Below are 19,724 nucleotides of genomic sequence, written 5' to 3' on the forward strand. Positions count from 1 at the left end.
TACCGGTTACCAGATAACTTCTGGTACAGCGGTTTAGTCTTGTGTTGATTGATTGCGATTTTATAGAGCGAAGAGTGTGCCAAAAATGAAAAGCTAAATTTTACAAAAGGTTAAGATTTTGTAATGTCATAATTTGACATATGTTTGCACAACTTTTGTGCGAGTAGATCAATTATGGTGCAATAATCGGCAGGGCGCCCAATAAAAAACGCCCCATAAAGAGGCGTTTTATGACAGAGATGTTGCGAAAATTAATTCACGCTGTCTTTCAATGCCTTACCAGCTTTAAATTTTGGGATAACAGCAGCAGGAATTTCGATCTCTGCACCAGTAGATGGATTTCTACCAACACGAGCTGCGCGCGTAGCGGTTTCAAATGAACCAAAACCTACGATCGATACTTTGTTGCCTTCCTTTAGTGCTTCAGTAACAGCAGACTCAATAGATTTTAACGCCTGGGTCGCTTGCGCTTTAGTGAGATCAGCCTTATCAGCAATGCTGGCGATAAGTTCAGCTTTATTCATATTAAAGTTCTCTTAGTATGACAAATGTTATTGTTATAGCGCTGTTAACTTGCCACAAGATTCGCGCGGTTAAAAGGGGATCTGTGAGAGATCTAGAGTAAATTATCAGGACAAAATCGCATGACTAGGCTTTGATTAATAAAAAAGCGGAATCATTAGCTGCTTATGAGAATGGTTGCAGAGCACAGCCGTCAAAGCTGCAAAGAATGTCAAAAAAATGTTGTTTTTCTATCACAAACATAGTGTTAGCTTGGCTGATAAATAATGTTTCATTTTGCTGGTGGAACTCAAACCTATTGCACTTATCCAAGTTAGTGGACATTGTGCATTGTTAGTTTAAGCTGACCAACGACTAATGAATGGATAACTAAGTGAAGTCTTGGTGATTTAAGGAGGCAAGTATGAAAGTCGGATTATTAATAGCCGGGCTTTTATTCGCTGGATACACCGCCACTGCAACTGCTGACGAACCCCAGCCCGATCCGGTAACCAAGTCTGGAATTGTCAAAATTGAATGGCAGTCTCCAGAAAAGTATCGAGATGTACAGGCGGCGAATGAAAACCGGATCAAGTATCGGCAGCGAGTGTTTGATGATCTCACTAAGTCATTAGACAAAGACGCTAGCCGTCTGTTGAAAAAAGGGGAAACCCTAGAACTGGTGGTGACCGATTTGGATTTGGCGGGTGATGTACTGCCAACCTTTGGCGCATCGGTGAGCGATATGCGTGTCGTAAAAGATATCTATCCACCGCGTATCACCTTCAGCTATCGCGTATTAGACGGCGAGCAAGTGATTATGGTGGGGTCTGAAAAACTGCGCGATGTTGGCTTTATGGATCGCAGCAATGTGAATTCTCATGACTCGCTAAGGTTTGAAAAAGAGATGCTGAAGGACTGGTTACGTAAAACCGTAGTACCAAAAGCATAAGCTCAGTTAAGCGATTTGCCGCGCCGCCAGTGTCGGCTGCTGAAGCAGGCAAAACCCACTTTGTGTGAGTTTTGCCTGTTTTTTTGCATAAGCACTTAGCGTTGAAAGCTGGGTTTCATCGGCACCGAAGGTGAGTTCTGGGGGAAGTATTCCGACGCTCAGACTCACTAAACCGTGTAAGCATTGCTGTCCCTGACGGTCTTTGGCACTAAATTGCTGTTGCTGCCAATGTTCATCCAGAAAGTAGCGCTGTTTCAGCCGTTCAAACTCATGCAATATACGTTGGCAATCTTCGACCATGCGCTCGGCAGTACCAATCATCACAAAGTCGTCACCGCCGACATGACCAATAAACTGCTGTAGACCAAAACGGCGTAGCAGGTTGGCGGTGTCACGGATCACTTCATCCCCTTTGGCAAAGCCGTACACATCGTTGTAAGGCTTAAAATTATTTAGATCAAAATAGGCCAAATAGAAGGGCGTCTGGCTGTTTGCCAAGCGTTGTAATTCCTGTTGAATGGGCACATTGCCGGGCAATTCTGTCAGCGGGTTGGCGTGACGCGCCGTTTGAATTCGCTGCTCGGTGATACGTTGCAGCAGATCGCGAGTATGGCCGATACCTAAAAACTTGCCGTGGCGCAGAATAATAAATTGCTGCGCTATGTAGCGATTATCATCAGAGGTGAGCTGGTAGCTGACATGGGATAGTGGCTCGCTGGCTTCAACCATTAGTACATCTGCGTCCATGATGTTGGTAATGGGATGATTCTCATGTAAGGCGCGGCCATACGGTGTGGAAAATAACTCCAACAGGCTCTGCCGATAGACTAAGCCTAGTGCTTTATCACCATCGATCACCGCGACGGCTTGGAGTGCCGGGCGCTGCATAAAGTGCTGACTCAATGCTTTAAGGCGCGTGGTTGGCGGCAGTGTTTCACTGATTTCACATAAGCATTCGGCAGATTCGTTATATCTTGGCTGCTGCAGTAATGGTGCATGATGATTCTGCAGCTGAATTGTCGGTGCTGGATGCGTGGCCGGACGACCCAATAGAAACCCTTGGCATAAACTGATGCCAAGACGACGTAGAATGGCCAGTTCAGCATCGGTTTCGATGCCTTCGGCGATCACTTTGCAGGTGAGACTCTGACACAGTTCGACAATTGAGCGAACAAACTCCTGCTTCACCGGGAACTGATCGATGCGATCAATAAAGTGTCGGTCGATTTTTACATAGTCAGGGGCAAGCTCGGACCACAGTCTCAAGCCAGAGTAGCCGGCGCCTAAATCGTCGAGTGCGACCTGAAAGCCCTGATTGCGATAATGATCTAAGCAAGATTTCAGTAAATCGATATCTTCAGCGGGATATTGTTCAGACAGCTCAATCACGATCTGAGACGGCGAATAACCCAGTTGTTGTGCTATCCGCAAGGTCTGTCCCTTGGGATAGTCAGGGTCAAGCAATGCTTTCGGGCTGATATTGATAAACAGCTTACCGGGCAATTGTCGCTGACTAAATTGCTGAATCGCTGCGCTACGGCACAAGGTTTCTAACTCAGATAGGCGTGCGTTGCGCTCGGCGGCACCAAACAGATGAAATGGCGTATGTAACGGACTACTCGCTGGGCCGCGACTCAAGGCTTCGTAGCCATGAATGCGCCCAGCGGCAATATTTACAATCGGCTGAAAATGCACCTCGATCGCTTCTGCATTGAGAATGGAATCAAGAAGCGCTGCTTCGTCAAGGATATGCATGATGTCGTCACCGATACTGCCCAAATGGATGGCAGCATAGAAAGCATTGGTGACAGTTATATGACACTAATTCGCTGATTGTTGATTTTGTGAGCTGAGTTTAGCCGCGGCTTTGCTCTTTAAATTGTGCCAGCGTCATCAAGATCAGCCCTAAACGCTTAACCACAGACTCAAGCAAGGCTTGATCTTCAGCTTGTTCTAATTGACTGACCGCTGCTGCCAACTCTTTAACGTATGGTAAAAAGCGTGTGCTTTGGGTAGTAAACCCTTGTTCAGCTGAGAAAATTTTAGAAAACTTAGCATGACCAGCCTGTTGCAATTGATCCAATTTGGCATCGGCATCAACCGCTTGACGATAGGCTGTCTGCAGGTTGGTTTTAAGTTGCGGAATGACATTGCCGTATGGCATAACGGTCTCCGAATAATTGAAATGTTGGCATTATAAGGAACCGATATGACAGCAACAAGGAGATGGCTGACTGTCATCTGCTCTGTCGCGTTATTTTTCAGTAGCGCGTTATGGGCAAACACTCCCGTTTCACCTGTGTTCTATCAGGTTAACTTTCAGGGTAAAACGGCGTGGTTACTCGGTTCCTTTCATGTCGGCAAAGCGGAATTTTATCCATTGCCCAGCAACATCAGCGACGCTTATGCGAGTGCTGGTGCCTTGGTATTAGAAGTTGATGTGCGTGATCCTGCCGCGATTGGCTTGATGCGCAAGTATGGCATGACGCCCGCAACACCAGATGCTAAGACGAAAGCGGCGGTCGATAATTATTGTGCCGATAAACCCTATTGTGACCAGTTCACCAAACTGTCTCCTTGGTTACAGGCACTGCAGTTTACTATGTTACGCCTCAGTCAGAATGGCTATAGCGCCGACTATGGCACCGAAACCCAGCTGATTAAGCAACTGGGGCAACGCCCGCTACTGGCGTTGGAAACGGCGGAGAGTCAAGTTGAGATGCTGTCGTCAATCAACATCAAAACACAGTGGGCGATGGTACGTGATGCGGTATCGGCGCCAGACAGCGATTTGGCGCAACTCGTCGATGCGTGGAAAACCGGTAATGCGAAAAAGCTGAGTCAGCTAAGTGAAGCTGAGCTGCAACGGCAAGGCGGGACTGAGTTAGTGAAAACTGTGCTGTGGGATCGTAATCGCGTAATGGCCAGCGGCGTGCTCAACTATCTTAACGCGGCAGACAAACCGCTGTTCGTCGCTGTCGGCGCGGGTCACTTGGTCGGCGAACACAGTGTCGTGCAGCTGTTGCAAAAGGCGGGGGCCAAGGTGCGAGATTGCAACCAACAGCAATGCTCGCCCAAAGGTTAGTTGGCAGCTTTTCTGCCCATGAGGTGTACATAGCGCGCTAACGATAAATAGGGTTGTTGGCGCGAGTATGCCAGTTCCATTTCCACCAGTTGTGCGGGACTAAAATCGACCGGTAAGCGGCGATTCATATAGTCATGGATTACGCGTACGCCGGACATACCTAAGGTCTGAAGCTGCCATTCGGCAAACCACGATTCCACCTCAGCAATCGCCAGTGGATGATCTGGGCTTAACCGCGACTTCTTACGGGCCTTGAGGCCGTTGTTCACATAATCAAAGTTACCGGAAATCAGCGCATGAAAGCGCATCGCTTCAATGTTATAGAACATCAGCGAGAACAAGCCATTGGGCGTGAGCAGTGTCAGTAGGTTTTCCATGGTCGCTTTGGCATCGGCTAGCCACTCAACCACGGCATGACAGAGGATCATGTCAAACTGACCCAAAGTGTTCGCTGACAAGGCTTGAATCGGACTATGTATAAGCGACACATTGAGTGGTTCTGGCTCCTCATCAAGCAGCCGTTGTGCTTCATTGAGCATATTGCGCGAAATATCGCACAACACCACCTCATGACCTAAGCGTGCTAATTTCATACTGAAATAGCCAAAACCACCGCCAGCATCGAGGATCCGCAACGGTCGTTTTTCCGTTGTGGCTAGCATTTCCTGTAAGTCGCGCCACATTACCGCTGCGCGAATCTCACCTTTCGGTGTACCATATATGTTGTTGGCAAATTTGCCGACCAGTGTATCGAAATTCTTGTCCTGCACGATGGAATGGCTTAGTGTGAAGCGTGGCTGAATTTTCTCATAATTCACTATCAAAGACACTAATCTTAATTATTTCATTGAGATAATAGCGCACAGTTGACTGTTGCAAGCTATTGATTCTGCAGTTTGATTGTTATTTTCAGTGGTGAAAGGTAAATGGAATCCTGTATGGAACTGCGGGCAATGCCCTCGTTGTTTTCGCTGTACCGCAAAATTTTCTTTGGTCGCAAACCTGGATGGGACCAACAACCGCTACCGCAATTAAAAGTCAGTACTGCGGATGTTTCGCTACATATTGGCAATGTCGAAGAATATGCTGAAGTTTGCGGTTTTTCCTTTGATGGCAATGTGTTACCACCAACTTATCTGCATGTATTAGTGTTTCGCTTGCACGCGACGCTGTTTACCCATGAGTCAGTTACCTTCCCGTTGCTCGGCTTAATCCACTTAGCGAATCGTATTGAGTGTTTACGTCCGGTGACGGTACATGAACAAGTGCGCCTCGAGTGTTCGCTGAACGACAGTCGTGAGACCGATACCGGTTTAGAATTTGACGTGTTCGCTGAAGTGTTTGTCGGTGATGAGGTGGTTTGGCGTTCGGTGTCTACTTATCTGTATCGCACCGGCAAACCGGGCCGTCGAGCGCGACCGCCGAAAGCGAGCGATATGCCGTGGGACGATGCAGTCTTTTGGCGTCTCGAAGACGATTTAGGGCGTAAATATGCCAAAGTTTCGGGTGACTACAACCTGATCCATCTGCACCCGATTCTGTCGAAACGTTTTGGCTTTGATCGTATTTTGATCCACGGCATGTGGTCTAAAGCGCGCTGTGTCGCGGAACTGATGCCCTGCATCAGCCAATATCCGTTTGCGGTGGATGTCGCGTTTAAATTACCCCTGTTTATGCCCGCTACGGTCAGTTTTGGTGCGCAGCTTAGTGCAAATGGTCATCTCTTTGAATTACGAGATGAAAAAGGCCGTCGACCACATCTGTTAGGCCAAATCGAATATCTGGACTAATCCGCAAAAGTAAACTGCTTCGCTCAGATTTATGAGCGAAGTAATGCTTTTTTACTCTGCCTTTATTTGCTGCTTAAGTGTTAGGCAGTTTTCCCCTATGATGCCTGCTTTAAAGACGTAATCCGCCGTAAGAGCAGAACCCTACATGTTGTCAGATATTCAAATTTCTCGTCAGACCGAGTTACGTGCGATCGCCGATATCGCGGTGCAAATGGGGCTTAAGCCCGATGAATTCCGTAGCTATGGCGTGACGCGAGCTAAAGTCGATCTCCAAGTCTTGCCGCGCTTAGCCGCTCAGCCTAAGGGCAAAATGGTATTGGTCACCGCCATTACCCCAACCCCTTTTGGTGAAGGGAAAACCGTCACCAGTATCGGTTTGACCCAAGCTTTACATCAATTAGGTAAGCGTGTTTGCGCTTGCTTACGTCAGCCGAGCATGGGCCCGGTGTTTGGCATTAAGGGCGGCGCAGCTGGTGGTGGTAACGCCCAAATTGTGCCGATGGAAGAGCTCAACTTACACCTTACCGGTGATATTCATGCCGTGAGTGCTGCGCATAATCTTGCGGCGGCAGCCATTGATGCCCGGCTACACCATGAGCAGCGCTTAGGTGCAGAAGAGTTCACTCGGCAAAGTGGTCTAATTGCGCTCAACATTGACCCGCAGCGCGTGGTATGGAATCGCGTGATGGATCATAACGATCGCGCACTGCGCAATATTCGTATCGGTCTTGGCAATAATGGCCCTGAGCGTCAGTGTTCATTTGATATTACTGCTGCTTCTGAGCTGATGGCGGTGCTGGCGCTTAGTCGTGACCTGGCCGATATGCGGACGCGAATAGGTAATCTATTGTTGGCGTTCGATGAGCAAGGGCAAGCGATCACCGCAGAACAACTCGGTGTTGCAGGGGCGATGGCGGCGATTTTACGCGAAGCAATCGAACCAACCTTGATGCAAACCATTAATGGGGCGCCGTGCCTGATTCATACCGGACCATTTGCCAACATCGCCCATGGGAATTCTTCTGTCATAGCCGATGAAATTGCGCTGGGATTGAATGAGATTGTGGTAACAGAAGGCGGTTTTGGCTCTGATATGGGCTTTGAGAAATTCTGTAATATCAAAGCACGCGCATCGGGTGTCACCCCAGACTGTGTGGTGCTGGTGGCAACCCTTAAAGCGCTAAAAAGTCATGCGGGCGTGACGGCCAGTGAAATCAATTACCCGAATCTCGCGGCCTTGCAGCAGGGCATGAGTAATTTGGCTTGGCATATTGCCAACGTTAAGCAATATGGTCTGCCTGTGGTGGTCGCGATAAATCGTTTTCCAGATGATACTGCTGATGAACTTGAGTGGTTACGCACTGCCGCAATCGAGGCCGGTGCTGATGCGGTAGAGTTAAGTCAAGCGTTCGCCGACGGCGCCGATGGCGCAACTGATTTGGCGAAGGCGGTAATAACTTGTTTGCAACAGCAAGTCGCCTTTCTGCCGTTATACAACCCAGATGAAGGGCTAATGCAGAGTTTGCAGCAATTGGCGCGACGCGGCTACGGTGCTAGTGAAGTTGAGTTGTCGACTCAGGCACAGCAACAATTAGCACAGATAGAGGCGCTTGGTGGCAATCACTTACCGATTTGCATGGCTAAAACACAGATGTCAATTAGCCATGATCCTCGCCTAAAAGGGGCGCCAAGCGGTTTTGTTCTGCCGATTGTCGGACTTAAATTGAATGCTGGTGCCGGATTTGTCACCGCGTTTGCCGGCAATATTATGACCATGCCGGGGCTGGGAATTAAGCCGGGTTATCTCAAGTTGGATATTGACGATAACGGCGATATTCAAGGCTTTTAACATCCCCATTAGCGCCAGCGATAACCTACTATTGCTGGCGCTATATAAGCAATTTGTAACAAATGTGTGTCAAAAAAACATTCTGAAATAATTGATGTTGTATCTTTGCGTTTGTTTGCTGCCGCCAGCTTGGTAAATTGCTCACATCTCTTTATGTTAACAAGTGTCAATTCTTTGCACTCTAGCCCTACTTGAGGCCCTCAATGTCCAGATCTTTTCCATACGCGTTGCTGATGCTGTCGCTGTTGGCAGGTTGTGATCAATCACCTTCACAAACTATGCCGCGCCAAGGTGCTGCTGCGGATGTCAGCGTGATTACGGTAACCACGGAAACATTGCCGATGATAACCTCATTGCAAGGGCGGGTAAGCGCCACCCAAACGGCAGAAGTACGGCCGCAAGTGGGTGGGATTATTCAAAAACGTCAGTTCACCGAAGGCGCTTGGGTTAATAAAGGCGATCTCTTGTATCAAATTGATCCCGAAAGTTACCAAGCGGCACTCGACCAAGCCAAAGCGAATCTGGTCACTGCCGAAGCGGCACTGACTACAGCGGAACTGCGCGATCAACGTTATCGTAAATTGGTAAAAGCCAATGATGTCAGCCGACAAGATGCAGAAGATGCGCATGCAGCGTATTTGCAAGCCAAGGCGGGGGTGGAAGCATCGCAAGCGGCAGTTAACAGCGCCGCCATTGACTTAAAACGCACTCAAGTCATCGCACCTATCAACGGTTATATTGGCATTTCCAGCGTGACCGAAGGGGCGTTAGTCACCAGTAATCAAACCACCGCCTTGACCACCATTCATAGTCTTGACCCCATTTATGTTGATCTGACTGAATCCAGTAAAGATCTGCTGACGATGAAGAAAGCGCTCGCCAGCGGTCAGCTGCAACAGAGTGATATGCAGGTGAGCTTAAAGTTGGAAGATGGCAGCGACTATGCGGTGAAAGGCCAGTTGTTGGCGCGCGAAGTCGCAGTAAATCGGGCTACTGGCTCGGTAACGCTAAGAGCGCAATTCGCCAATCCGCAAGAGTTGTTGCTGCCGGGCATGTTTGTGCGCGCCAGCTTTGCTCAAGCCATCATTCCTAATGGTATCAAGGTGCCGCAACAGGGGATTGCCCATGATGCTAATGGCAATGCCTACGCGCTGGTTGTGGATAAAAACAACAAAATCGTGCGTCAGCAGGTGGAACTGGGTAATGCCGTGGCGTCCGATTGGATTGTTACCTCAGGGCTTAAAGCGGGCGATAAGGTTGTTGTCGAAGGCAGCTTGAAAGTGCGTCCCGGTCAGACGGTAACGGCTCATCTGTTCGGCGGTGAAGCTGTAACGGCCATGGGAGGCCAATAACCATGTTGGCCAAGTTTTTTATCGACCGCCCGGTATTTGCATGGGTTATCGCGATTGTGATCATGCTCGCCGGGGTGTTCTCCATCGTTAAGTTGCCGATTGCTCAGTACCCTGACGTAGCACCGCCCACCATCAGCATTTCAGCAACCTATACTGGTGCCGATGCACAAACGGTTGAAAACAGTGTCACGCAGATCCTTGAGCAACAGCTTACCGGCATTGACGGGCTGCTTTATTTTTCCTCGTCGAGTTCGTCAGCTGGTAGTGCGTCGATTACGGTGACCTTTGAGCAAGGGACCGATGCCGATACCGCGCAAGTACAGGTGCAAAACAAGGTGCAGCAGGTAACCTCGCGCTTGCCGACGGTGGTGCAGTCGCAAGGGGTAACGGTTACCAAGTCCCAAAGCGACTTTTTGCTGGTATTCGCGCTGTATGATGAAACCGATAAGGCGACGTCTAACGATGTGTCGGACTTTTTGGTGTCGAACATGCAGGACACCATCGCCCGTATTGAAGGGGTGGGTAATATTCGGGTATTTGGTGGTCAGCATGCGATGCGTATTTGGCTTGATCCGACAAAACTCGCAGCGTATGACCTCATCCCTTCCGATATCACCAGTGCGCTGCGGGCGCAAAATACCCAAGTGGCGGCCGGTAATATCGGTGGCATGCCAACGCTGGATGAGCAAGAGCTCAACGCGACAGTAACCGCGAAATCTATGCTGCAAACGCCAGATCAGTTCCGTCAGATTATTGTGAAGCACAATAGCGATGGTGCTGACGTTAAGCTGGAAGATGTGGCTCGGGTGGAAATCGGCAGCGAAAACTATCGCTCACTGCCTCGTCTCAATGGTCATCCTGCTTCTGGTATGGCAGTAATGCTCGCACCCGGTGCCAATGCGCTGACCACGGCGAAGCTAGTGAAAGACACCATTGCGCGCATGAAAGACTCCTTTCCAGAAGGCTATCAAGTGGCGTTCCCACGCGACAGCACTGACTTTATTCGTATCTCAATTGAAGAGGTGGTGAAAACCCTGTTTGAAGCGATTCTGTTGGTGGTGTTGGTGATGTTCACTTTCCTGCAGAACTGGCGTGCCACGTTGATCCCAGCCATCGCTGTGCCAGTGGTATTGCTCGGTACCTTTGGCGTATTGCAGGTATTTGGTTACTCCATCAACACCCTGACGATGTTCGGCATGGTGCTATCGATTGGATTGCTGGTGGACGATGCCATTGTGGTAGTGGAAAACGTCGAACGTTTGATGCGCGAAGAAAAGTTATCGCCTCGCGCCGCCACGATTAAATCGATGCGAGAGATCAGTTCCGCGTTGGTGGGGATTGCAGTGGTGCTATCCGCAGTATTTCTACCGATGGCTTTCTTTGGTGGCTCAACGGGGGTTATTTACCGGCAGTTTTCGATCACGATCGTTTCTTCAATGTTGCTTTCTGTAGTTGTGGCGTTGACCTTAACCCCAACCCTGTGTGCCAGCTTATTGAAACCGAGTGATGCTAACCACAGTGTTAAAGGCTTTTTTGGGTGGTTTAACCGTAACTTTGACCGCATGACCCGCGGCTACGAAGGTCGCGTTGGACAGGTGCTGGCGACGCCAGTACGTTGGATGGTGTTCTATTTTGCCATTGTGGCGGTGCTGGGCGTGTTGATGTATCGGCTACCTACGGGCTTCCTGCCGAACGAAGATCAGGGCAATGCCATGGTGCAGTTCAACCTGCCAACGGGCGCATCGATTAAACGAACCCGTGCGGTCGCTGAGCAGATTGAAGAGTACTTTCTCACCCATGAGAAAGATAACCTCAATGCGATTTTCACCATTTCTGGTTTTAGCTTCGCGGGTAACGGGCAAAATTCAGGGATGGCGTTCCTGTCACTGAAAAACTGGGCGTTGCGTCCGGGACATGAGAACAGCGCTGAAGCGATTACGCGCCGTGCGAGTCAGCATCTTGCATCGATTCGTGACGCTCGAGTGTTCGCGATGTCGCCATCGCCTATTCGAGGTTTGGGGCGCAGTAGTGGCTTTACCATGGAGTTGCTGGCGAACTCAGGCACGACGCGCGATGAGCTTGCGGGCTATAAAGACGAATTATTGCAAGCGGCGCGACAAGACCCATTGCTCAGTGGCGTGCGTGAAGGTTCGCTAAGTGACTCACCGCAACTTAAAGTGGATATTGATGACGCCAAGGCAATGGCACTTGGATTAACCATGTCTAACGTGACCAGCACGCTCAGCACGGCGTGGGCGGGCACTTATGTAAATGACTTTATTGATAACGGTCGTGTCAAACGGGTATATGTGCAGGGAGATGCTCCTTATCGGTCTGCACCGAGCGATTTGAGCCAATGGTTTGTACGTGGCAGCGATGAGAACGGCAACACTAGCATGACGCCATTTTCTGCCTTCAGTGATATTCGCTGGAGCTCTGGGCCACAGTCACTGAGTCGTTTTAATGGTCAGGCTTCTTATCAGTTGCAAGGGGCGGCAAACGGTATCAGCTCTGGTGAAGCGATGGCACAAATTGCTGCACATGTGGCCGAGTTACCTGCGGGTAAAACGGCTTATGCGTGGAGTGGTCTGTCGTTTCAAGAACAGTTAGCCCAAGGGCAAACCCTGCTACTGTATAGCATCTCCATTTTGGTGGTGTTCCTCTGCTTAGCGGCGTTGTATGAGAGCTGGGCGGTGCCGTTTTCAGTGATTTTGGTGATCCCGCTGGGGGTGATTGGTGCGGCAGTGGCGGCCTCAATGCGCGGTTTGGAAAACGATATTTACTTTCAGGTGGCGTTGTTGACGACCATAGGTCTGTCGTCAAAGAATGCGATTTTGATTGTGGAGTTTGCTGAAGAAGCCTATCAACGTGGAAAATCTGCAGTGGATGCCGCCTTAGAAGGTGCTCGTTTGCGCTTACGGCCGATTTTGATGACGTCGTTAGCCTTTATCTTTGGTACGCTGCCGCTGGCATTGTCCACTGGCGCTGGCGCCAATAGCCGCACGTCTATTGGTTCAGGGATCGTGGGTGGTACCTTCACGGCGACTATGTTGGCCGTCTTCTTAGTACCGCTGTTCTTTGTGTTGGTGCGTAGCCTGTTTTCAAAGCGTAAGCCAGTCTATAACGACTAAATCAATCGTCATCGAGTTGGCGAGTTGTTAAGCCAGCGCTATACCTTGGGGCGGGCAGTTTGCTAGAATGCTCGCCCTTTTATTGAGTGATTGTTGGGTGTCATGATCTGTAGCCATTGCAGCAAGAAAATTCCGCTAGAAAATATTGCTGAGCAACGCGGCAAAGGCTTTAGAGCACAGATCCGTTGTCCAGCTTGCAGCGCGTGGCTTGGACGTAGTGTATGGCCTCAACGGCTAAAGCTGGTGGGATTTTATTGGGCGTTGGCGATGGCATTACTGGCGTGGTGGCAACCGGGCCTGCGCGGCGGCTTAAGTGTTGCCGCCATGTTGGGCGTGATAACCCTGTTTATTGCTCACTTGATGGATCAACTGCAAGTGGTGGAGCGTCCACCACAAGTCGACAACAGTGCAGAGCGCCAGCGTTATCGTTAGTGGATGACGCGTTCTTGCGCTGAGAGCGATTGCTCAACGTAATAGATACCGCCAAAGACACCGCCAAACAGTACGATAGCAATTAAAATCAAGCCTAGGTGTTTGCGAAGAAAAGCCAGCATATCAAAGTCCCTGCGTTATCAATCCTGCCATAGGCTAGAGTTATACTCTTAAGTCTCGCTTAATCAAATGCTAAATCAGCTTAAGTTCGTGGTTTGCCGATTGAGAGTGCAAGGCGGTATCGCTATACTGGCGGCCCTGTCCAAAAGGAGCGAGTTATGCTGTTGCTGTTGAGGTGCCTGATATTGGCGCTGATGCTAGTGTTGTTGTTTGTCTGCGGCACGCTTTATTGTTTGTTGCGGCCACTGCATCGTCACAACGTGTACGTGCTTTCGCGTCCTTTTAGCTGGTGCGCCAAGCTTATGGGCATCGAATTAGAAATCCGTCACCCAGAACGGGCGCATTGTCAGCCCTGTATCTTTGTCGCCAATCATCAAAATAACTATGATCTGTTTACTCACTCAAATGTGATGGTGCCAGGCACTGTGACCTTGGGTAAACGCAGTATTTTGTGGATCCCTCTGTTCGGGCTGATCTATTGGTTGTCTGGCAACATTATGATTAACCGTAAAAATCGTGCGACGGCGGTGGAGACACTTAGTAAAACTGCGCAGCGTATTCGTGATGAAAAGTTGTCGGTATGGATTTTCCCTGAAGGTACCCGTAGTCGTGGTCGTGGGATTTTGCCATTTAAATCCGGGGCGTTTCATACGGCAATTACCGCGGGTGTGCCTTTGGTGCCAGTGGTGGCAAGTTGCCAAGGGGATATTCGGCTTAACCGCTGGCGTAACGGCAAAGTGATCATTGAGGTGTTAGCACCGATTGATACGAATAAGTTAACGGCGGCCGATGCCAAACATCTCGCGGCGACGACGCATCAGCAGATGGCGGCTAAATTTACTGAATTGAATCAACAGATCGCTGCTGCTAAATAGCGGCAGTCAATCAACTATTAGCAGTGCTGAACTGCTTTACTGGAGATGCTTATGTCTATTGAGCAACTGCTGAAACAGCAGATGGAAGAGAACCGCGATATCGTAGAATCCCTGTTGCAGGATGGTTCTGATCCGGATGCCGAATACACGATTGAGCATCATTTCTCTGCTACTAACTTTGATAAGTTAGAAAAAGCCGCGGTAGATGCGTTCAAACTTGGCTTTGAAGTGAATGACGCCGAAGAGGTTGAGATGGATGATGGCTCATTACTGTTCTGTTTTGATGCGGTAGCCAATCATGCGCTGGATGTTGACCTATTGGACAACGCCTGTGAAAAGCTTTTAGGTTTAGCGGCAAAACATAAAGTCGACTATGACGGCTGGGGCACCTATTTTATGGGTGACGAAGTTGACGATGCAGATGACGAAGATGAGCCGGTGGTCAGTCACTAAATCGCAATAAAAACGCCGACATCAGTCGGCGTTTTTATTTATCACGCAGTCGCACAAACCCTATTTTCTATCGGGATAGGACACCTGCTTCTCAGCAATCTCGACTTTTACATCCATAATCTTGCTGCCGCGGACGATTTGCATCGTAACTTCAGTGCCGGGTTTCGTCTCGGCGATGCGATCCATCAGCATAGTGACCCCCATAACAACTTCACCACGATATTTGATAATCAAATCGCCAGGCTGCAAGCCAGCTTTCGCCGCCGGACCATTGGTTTCCATTGAGTTAATGACCACTGCGCGCAAATTGGCGATCTTGAGCATCTGGCCGACGACTGGATTAATCACCTCTTCGCCCGAAATACCTAAAGCACCACGGATCACGCGGCCATCTTTGATCAGTTTGCCCATGATGTCATAGACCAATTTGATCGGGACGGCGAGGTTAATGCCGTGGCCTCCGCCTTCATTACGCAGTTGATAAGCGGCGGTATTAATGCCGATGAGGCTGCCCGTGGTGTCAATCAGCGCGCCACCTGAGTTACCGGCGTTAATGGCCGCATCCGTCTGAATGAAATCTTGATACCCCGTGCTACTCAAGCCCGTACGCCCAGTGGCACTAATAATGCCTTGGGTGATGGTTTGACCAATATTGTAGGGGTTACCGATGGCCAACACGATATCACCCACATTGGCTGGCGATGACAGATCGACATGCACCACCGGCAGTTTGTCGCCTTCGATTTTAAGTACCGCTAGGTCGGTATCAAAGTCCAAGCCGACAATATCAGCACTGAACTTACGCCCGTCTTGCAATGCGACGACAATCTCATCCGCATCTTCCACCACATGGTAGTTAGTGATGATATAGCCTTCGCTGCGCATGATGACGCCAGAGCCCAAGCCTTGTAGCTTGCTTTTATTCAGTGGCCGGTTTTGGCTCATGCCCAAGTTGTAGATGTTCACCACCGCAGGGGCGGCTTTGCGGACTGCAGTGTTAAACGACATGCGCTGCAAGTCATCGCTCTGTTGAAACAGATTCACAGAGGATTTACTGAAATGATTAAATGCCAGCACAACAGCAGCCATGACTAAACCAAAGGCTATCGCTTTGCTGAGATAGAGCAGGGTATCTTTAAACATGCTTAGCTGCTGAGTTAACTGTTTGAAAGTTGGGCTAGAATAACAGTTTTTAAGCGCATCGGCCATTGGCCAAAATGCTTTTAAACCGATTGCGTAATCGCTATCTTGCCTATCCACAAAAAAGAGCCGCCGAAGCAGCTCTTTTGCCTAGAGTGATAGCGTGCCTATCCGCGCAGCACTAAATAAAGCAGGCTGTTGTCGCGCATGATTTTCAGCGCTACGCCGCCTTCATGCTCCTTCAACCCTTCTTTTAATTCTTTCAGGGTTTTGATGCGCGAACGGTTGATACCGACAATGACATCACCTTTTTGCAGTCCACTCATTGCCGCTGGTGAACCATCGGCAATATTGGTGATTTCAACGCCTTTGTCTTTATTTTCCAACGTGGCGCCCGCCAGCATTGGGTGGATACTCCCCGCAGCTTGCTCTTTTACATCGCTCGCTTCACCTAAGGTGACATCAATCGTTTTCTCATCACCATCACGAATGATTCCCAACTCGACGTCGCTGCCAGCCCCCATAGTGCCGATTTTCGCGCGCAGCTCTTGGAAGGTTTTCACGGGTTTACCGTCGATGCTAACGATGATATCACCAGCCTTGATACCGGCTTTGTCGGCAGGACTATCTTTCACGACTTCGTTAACGAAGCCACCGTGTTGTGATTTCAAGCCGAAGCCTTCTGCCAAGTTGCTATCGAGGTTACGTCCCATCACACCCAACACACCGCGACGCACTTCACCGTGGTCGATAATTTGTTGCACTAAGTTGTGCACCATGTTGGCGGGAATGGCGAAGCCGATACCGACGTTACCACCGCCTGGCGCCACAATAGCGGTGTTGATACCAATCAATTCGCCCTTGAGGTTGACCAAGGCGCCACCTGAGTTACCGCTGTTGATGGCGGCGTCGGTTTGAATAAAGTTTTCTAGCATTTCAATGCCAAGGCCGCTGCGACCCAGTGCACTGACAATACCTGAAGTCACCGTTTGGCCTAGGCCAAATGGGTTACCAATCGCGACCGCGAAGTCACCTACGCGGATGGAGTCCGAATCCGCTGGCTTAATCGCGGTGAGGTTATCGGCTTCGATTTGCAACAGCGCAACGTCTGACTCTTTATCGGTACCAATCAGCTTGGCAGTCACTTCTCGGCCGTCGTGCAAGCCAACTTTAATATCGTCAGCGTCGTCAATCACGTGGTTATTCGTGACGATATAGCCTTTATCGGCGTCAATAATCACCCCTGAACCAAGGCCACGGAATGGACGTTCCTGCACCTGCTCTTGTGGCGCATTAGGGCCGAAGAAATAGCGGAACACATCTGGTACCCGTTGACGCGATACTTTATTGCCTGATACCGCAACAGAGACAACGGCTGGGGTGACCTTTTCCAGCATGGGGGCAAGGCTTGGTATTTGCTGGCCGTCAACTGATTGCGGAATGGCGGCCTGTGAAATAACAGGTGCACACATCAGACTGGCACCTAACAGTGCTGCAGATATCAGTGATAGTTTTGTCTTCATCGAGGTTTGCTCCTAATATCCGAATCCGGAATTGTTCATCAGTCATGCTGAAGCGAAATGAGTGCGACTCGCTTGAGCTTTGTTACTAACTCCGACTAACCACAATTCACAAAAGTTTCTGCCATTAACAAAGATTAATTAATTCCTTACAAGCATAATGCAACTTTGACAGACGACCTCGATTAGCCGTAATGGCTACGACTGTAATCGAGTAGGCGAGCCGCGTTGAGCGTGCTACCATTCGCATCAAAATTTGATCCACATCACTTTGTCAAATAAGGCTTAAAGAGAATATTTCAAGTGGCAGTTACAACTCCCTGGCAACGTTACCAGCAAGATCTCACCCGCGAAGATTTCAGTTTTGATAGTGCACAAGAGCAAGCTGTAAAAGCGCTGCAACGCGTTTTTGATGAGCTACAACAGCCGCCAGTGACAGGACTTAAGCGTTGGTTTGTTAAAAATCCAGTGCCGCAAGTGCAGGGCTTATATCTGTGGGGGGGGGTTGGGCGTGGTAAAACCTATCTTATGGATCTGTTTTACGAGTCGCTGCCAACGGATAAAAAGTTACGGGCACACTTTCATCACTTTATGTTGCGTATCCATCGTGAACTGAATGAGCTCAAAGGCATACAAGATCCCTTGTTAGTGATTGCTAAGCGGATGGCGAAGCAATATCAAGTTATCTGCTTTGATGAGTTTTTTGTCTCGGATATTACCGATGCCATGTTGTTGGGCACACTCTTTACTGCATTATTCAGTGAAGGTGTGGCTTTGGTCGCGACTTCCAACATCATTCCTGATGAGCTATATCGTAACGGTCTGCAACGGGCGCGCTTCCTTCCTGCAATTGCCCAAATAAATAACCACTGCCAAGTATTGAACGTCGATTCAGGTATCGATTATCGACTGCGTACCTTAGAGCAGGCGGAAATCTACCATTTCCCGTTAGACGAAACAGCCCAATGTAATTTGGCGCGTTACTTCGAGCAGCTCACCAGTGGTGCTGAGGTCGTAACTGCGCCGCTGCACATTGATGGACGCGATATTAAAACCGTCAAATATGCCAATGGCGTCTTGTGGCTGGATTTTCGAGCAGTGTGCGATGGGCCTCGCAGCCAACTCGACTATATGGAAATCGCCACAGCCTATCACACCGTATTGTTACAAGGCGTGGAGCAGATGGGGGCTCAGCAAACCGGAGATGATATCGCACGGCGCTTTTTGGCCTTGGTCGATGAATTCTATGAACGTCGAGTAAAACTGATTATTTCTTCAGCAGTGGCACTGGATGAAATCTATACTGAAGGCTTACTGAGTTTTGAATTTCGCCGCTGTCGATCACGCTTAATTGAGATGCAATCACGCGAATATTTAGCACTCGAACATCTGCCAAATGACGGCGTCTAAAAAAGGCGCCAATCTGCGGATTTTAGTCAAAAAAGCAGGTGATTTTTAACTCAGCTTTGTCTATAATCCACGCCCTGCCCACGTTACTCCGTCCGTAATGGGCGGATTTAATGCCAAATTATGCTCGAAGGGGTATAGCGAAGGCGTGTATTGTTGAGTCATGTCGATTCAACATGTGACAGAATTTAACTTTGGGTTTTTGTAATAATGAAGACTTTTACTGCCAAGCCAGAAACTGTAGCTCGCGACTGGTATGTTGTTGATGCTGAAGGTAAGACTTTGGGTCGTATCGCCACTGAAATCGCTTTGCGTCTCCGTGGTAAGCACAAGCCTGAGTACACTCCTCACGTAGATACCGGTGATTACATCATCGTTATCAATGCTGAGAAAGTGACTGTAACAGGTAACAAAGCTTTTGGTAAACAATACTACTCGCATTCAGGCTTCCCAGGTGGAATCAAGCAGATCAACTTTGAAAAGCTGCAAGCGCACAAACCAGAGATGATCATCGAGAAAGCAGTTAAAGGTATGCTGCCAAAAGGCCCTCTGGGTCGCGCTATGTACCGTAAACTGAAAGTTTACGCAGGCGCAGAGCACAACCACGCTGCACAACAACCTCAAGTTCTTGATATCTAAACGGGATTAAGCAAATGGCTGCAACTCAGTACTACGGCACTGGCCGTCGCAAAACTTCAACTGCCCGCGTATTTGCCAAAGCAGGTAGTGGTAATATCGTAGTTAACAAGCGTCCTTTGGATGTTTATTTTGGTCGTGAAACTGCTCGCATGGTAGTTCGTCAACCGCTTGAACTGGTTGAAATGACTGAAAAATTGGACATCTATGTCACTGTTAAAGGTGGTGGTATCACTGGTCAAGCTGGTGCTATCCGTCACGGTATTACTCGTGCATTGATGGAGCTGGATGAAGCTCTGCGTCCTACTCTGCGTGCCGCTGGTTTCGTTACCCGCGATGCTCGTCAAGTTGAACGTAAGAAAGTGGGTCTGCGTAAAGCACGTCGTAAACCACAATTCTCTAAGCGTTAATCGCACAAGGCTATTTTCAAAAGCCCGGCTTCTGCCGGGTTTTTTTATTGTCACCCTTAAACCACCTCCTA

The 19,724-nt window shown here is 49.2% G+C and carries 19 protein-coding genes; 12 read left to right on the plus strand and 7 right to left on the minus strand.

The window, feature by feature from the left end:
* Window positions 1-251 precede the first annotated feature (251 nt).
* Window positions 252-524, minus strand: a complete 273-nt coding sequence (locus HR45_RS14110) for an HU family DNA-binding protein (RefSeq protein WP_037444110.1) — start codon at window positions 522-524, stop codon at window positions 252-254.
* Between the two features lie 401 nt (window positions 525-925).
* Here HR45_RS14110 and HR45_RS14115 point away from each other — a divergent pair, with 401 nt between their 5' ends.
* Complete coding sequence (locus HR45_RS14115) at window positions 926-1,453, plus strand: DUF3016 domain-containing protein (protein WP_037444113.1); 528 nt, start codon at window positions 926-928, stop codon at window positions 1,451-1,453.
* Between the two features lie 6 nt (window positions 1,454-1,459).
* Here HR45_RS14115 and HR45_RS14120 read toward each other — a convergent pair whose 3' ends face one another.
* Together HR45_RS14120 and HR45_RS14125 are read right to left on the minus strand one after the other, a co-directional pair.
* The gene (locus HR45_RS14120) at window positions 1,460-3,208 is read right to left on the minus strand and encodes a GGDEF domain-containing protein (RefSeq protein WP_037444115.1); all 1,749 of its coding nucleotides are present in this window, start codon (window positions 3,206-3,208) and stop codon (window positions 1,460-1,462) included.
* A 100-nt stretch (window positions 3,209-3,308) separates the two neighbouring features.
* Window positions 3,309-3,617 carry a hypothetical protein gene (locus HR45_RS14125; RefSeq protein ID WP_037444117.1) on the minus strand — a complete coding sequence of 103 codons (309 nt, stop codon included), beginning with the start codon at window positions 3,615-3,617 and terminating at the stop codon, window positions 3,309-3,311.
* A 45-nt stretch (window positions 3,618-3,662) separates the two neighbouring features.
* Between HR45_RS14125 and HR45_RS14130 the strand changes: the two genes are divergently transcribed.
* Entirely contained in the window at window positions 3,663-4,538 is an 876-nt protein-coding gene (locus HR45_RS14130) for a TraB/GumN family protein (RefSeq protein ID WP_037444119.1), read from the plus strand.
* On the opposite strand, the gene HR45_RS14135 is transcribed toward HR45_RS14130, so the two are convergent.
* The gene (locus tag HR45_RS14135) at window positions 4,535-5,308 is read right to left on the minus strand and encodes a methyltransferase (RefSeq protein WP_037444121.1); all 774 of its coding nucleotides are present in this window, start codon (window positions 5,306-5,308) and stop codon (window positions 4,535-4,537) included. The genes HR45_RS14130 and HR45_RS14135 overlap by 4 nt on opposite strands.
* A 183-nt stretch (window positions 5,309-5,491) precedes the next feature.
* Here HR45_RS14135 and HR45_RS14140 point away from each other — a divergent pair, with 183 nt between their 5' ends.
* From HR45_RS14140 to HR45_RS14160, 5 genes are all read left to right on the plus strand, one after another.
* A complete protein-coding gene (locus tag HR45_RS14140) occupies window positions 5,492-6,328 on the plus strand; it encodes a MaoC/PaaZ C-terminal domain-containing protein (RefSeq protein WP_156104080.1) in 837 nt (278 codons plus the stop codon).
* 145 nt (window positions 6,329-6,473) lie between these two features.
* A complete protein-coding gene (locus HR45_RS14145) occupies window positions 6,474-8,177 on the plus strand; it encodes a formate--tetrahydrofolate ligase (RefSeq protein ID WP_037444125.1) in 1,704 nt (567 codons plus the stop codon).
* A 203-nt stretch (window positions 8,178-8,380) separates the two neighbouring features.
* Window positions 8,381-9,529 carry an efflux RND transporter periplasmic adaptor subunit gene (locus HR45_RS14150; protein ID WP_037444127.1) on the plus strand — a complete coding sequence of 383 codons (1,149 nt, stop codon included), beginning with the start codon at window positions 8,381-8,383 and terminating at the stop codon, window positions 9,527-9,529.
* A 2-nt stretch (window positions 9,530-9,531) separates the two neighbouring features.
* Window positions 9,532-12,660 carry an efflux RND transporter permease subunit gene (locus HR45_RS14155; RefSeq protein WP_037444130.1) on the plus strand — a complete coding sequence of 1,043 codons (3,129 nt, stop codon included), beginning with the start codon at window positions 9,532-9,534 and terminating at the stop codon, window positions 12,658-12,660.
* Between the two features lie 102 nt (window positions 12,661-12,762).
* The gene (locus HR45_RS14160; RefSeq protein ID WP_037444164.1) at window positions 12,763-13,092 is read left to right on the plus strand and encodes a hypothetical protein; all 330 of its coding nucleotides are present in this window, start codon (window positions 12,763-12,765) and stop codon (window positions 13,090-13,092) included.
* Here HR45_RS14160 and HR45_RS19740 read toward each other — a convergent pair.
* A complete protein-coding gene (locus HR45_RS19740; RefSeq protein ID WP_037444131.1) occupies window positions 13,089-13,214 on the minus strand; it encodes a hypothetical protein in 126 nt (41 codons plus the stop codon). The genes HR45_RS14160 and HR45_RS19740 overlap by 4 nt on opposite strands.
* A gap of 156 nt (window positions 13,215-13,370) precedes the next feature.
* Here HR45_RS19740 and HR45_RS14170 point away from each other — a divergent pair, with 156 nt between their 5' ends.
* Both HR45_RS14170 and rraB read left to right on the plus strand, forming a co-directional pair.
* Window positions 13,371-14,087, plus strand: a complete 717-nt coding sequence (locus HR45_RS14170) for a 1-acylglycerol-3-phosphate O-acyltransferase (RefSeq protein ID WP_037444134.1) — start codon at window positions 13,371-13,373, stop codon at window positions 14,085-14,087.
* Between the two features lie 51 nt (window positions 14,088-14,138).
* Window positions 14,139-14,540, plus strand: coding sequence for a ribonuclease E inhibitor RraB (rraB, locus tag HR45_RS14175; protein WP_037444135.1), 402 nt, complete (start codon window positions 14,139-14,141; stop codon window positions 14,538-14,540).
* 60 nt (window positions 14,541-14,600) lie between these two features.
* On the opposite strand, the gene degS is transcribed toward rraB, so the two are convergent.
* Both degS and degQ read right to left on the minus strand, forming a co-directional pair.
* Entirely contained in the window at window positions 14,601-15,683 is a 1,083-nt protein-coding gene (gene degS / locus HR45_RS14180; protein ID WP_037444166.1) for an outer membrane-stress sensor serine endopeptidase DegS, read from the minus strand.
* Between the two features lie 164 nt (window positions 15,684-15,847).
* Window positions 15,848-17,203, minus strand: coding sequence for a Do family serine endopeptidase DegQ (gene degQ / locus HR45_RS14185; protein WP_037444137.1), 1,356 nt, complete (start codon window positions 17,201-17,203; stop codon window positions 15,848-15,850).
* A gap of 300 nt (window positions 17,204-17,503) precedes the next feature.
* On the opposite strand from degQ, the gene zapE reads away from it, so the two are divergent.
* The 3 genes from zapE (at window position 17,504) to rpsI (ending at window position 19,653) form a co-directional block, all read left to right on the plus strand.
* Window positions 17,504-18,610: a cell division protein ZapE gene (gene zapE, locus HR45_RS14190; protein WP_037444139.1), complete on the plus strand. Its 1,107-nt coding sequence runs from the start codon at window positions 17,504-17,506 to the stop codon at window positions 18,608-18,610.
* 207 nt (window positions 18,611-18,817) lie between these two features.
* Complete coding sequence (rplM, locus tag HR45_RS14195) at window positions 18,818-19,246, plus strand: 50S ribosomal protein L13 (RefSeq protein ID WP_037444141.1); 429 nt, start codon at window positions 18,818-18,820, stop codon at window positions 19,244-19,246.
* A 14-nt stretch (window positions 19,247-19,260) separates the two neighbouring features.
* Window positions 19,261-19,653, plus strand: a complete 393-nt coding sequence (gene rpsI, locus HR45_RS14200; protein ID WP_037444144.1) for a 30S ribosomal protein S9 — start codon at window positions 19,261-19,263, stop codon at window positions 19,651-19,653.
* The last annotated feature ends 71 nt before the right edge of the window (window positions 19,654-19,724 follow it).

Origin of the sequence: Shewanella mangrovi, from assembly GCF_000753795.1 — a bacterium.
GTDB lineage: Bacteria > Pseudomonadota > Gammaproteobacteria > Enterobacterales > Shewanellaceae > Shewanella > Shewanella mangrovi.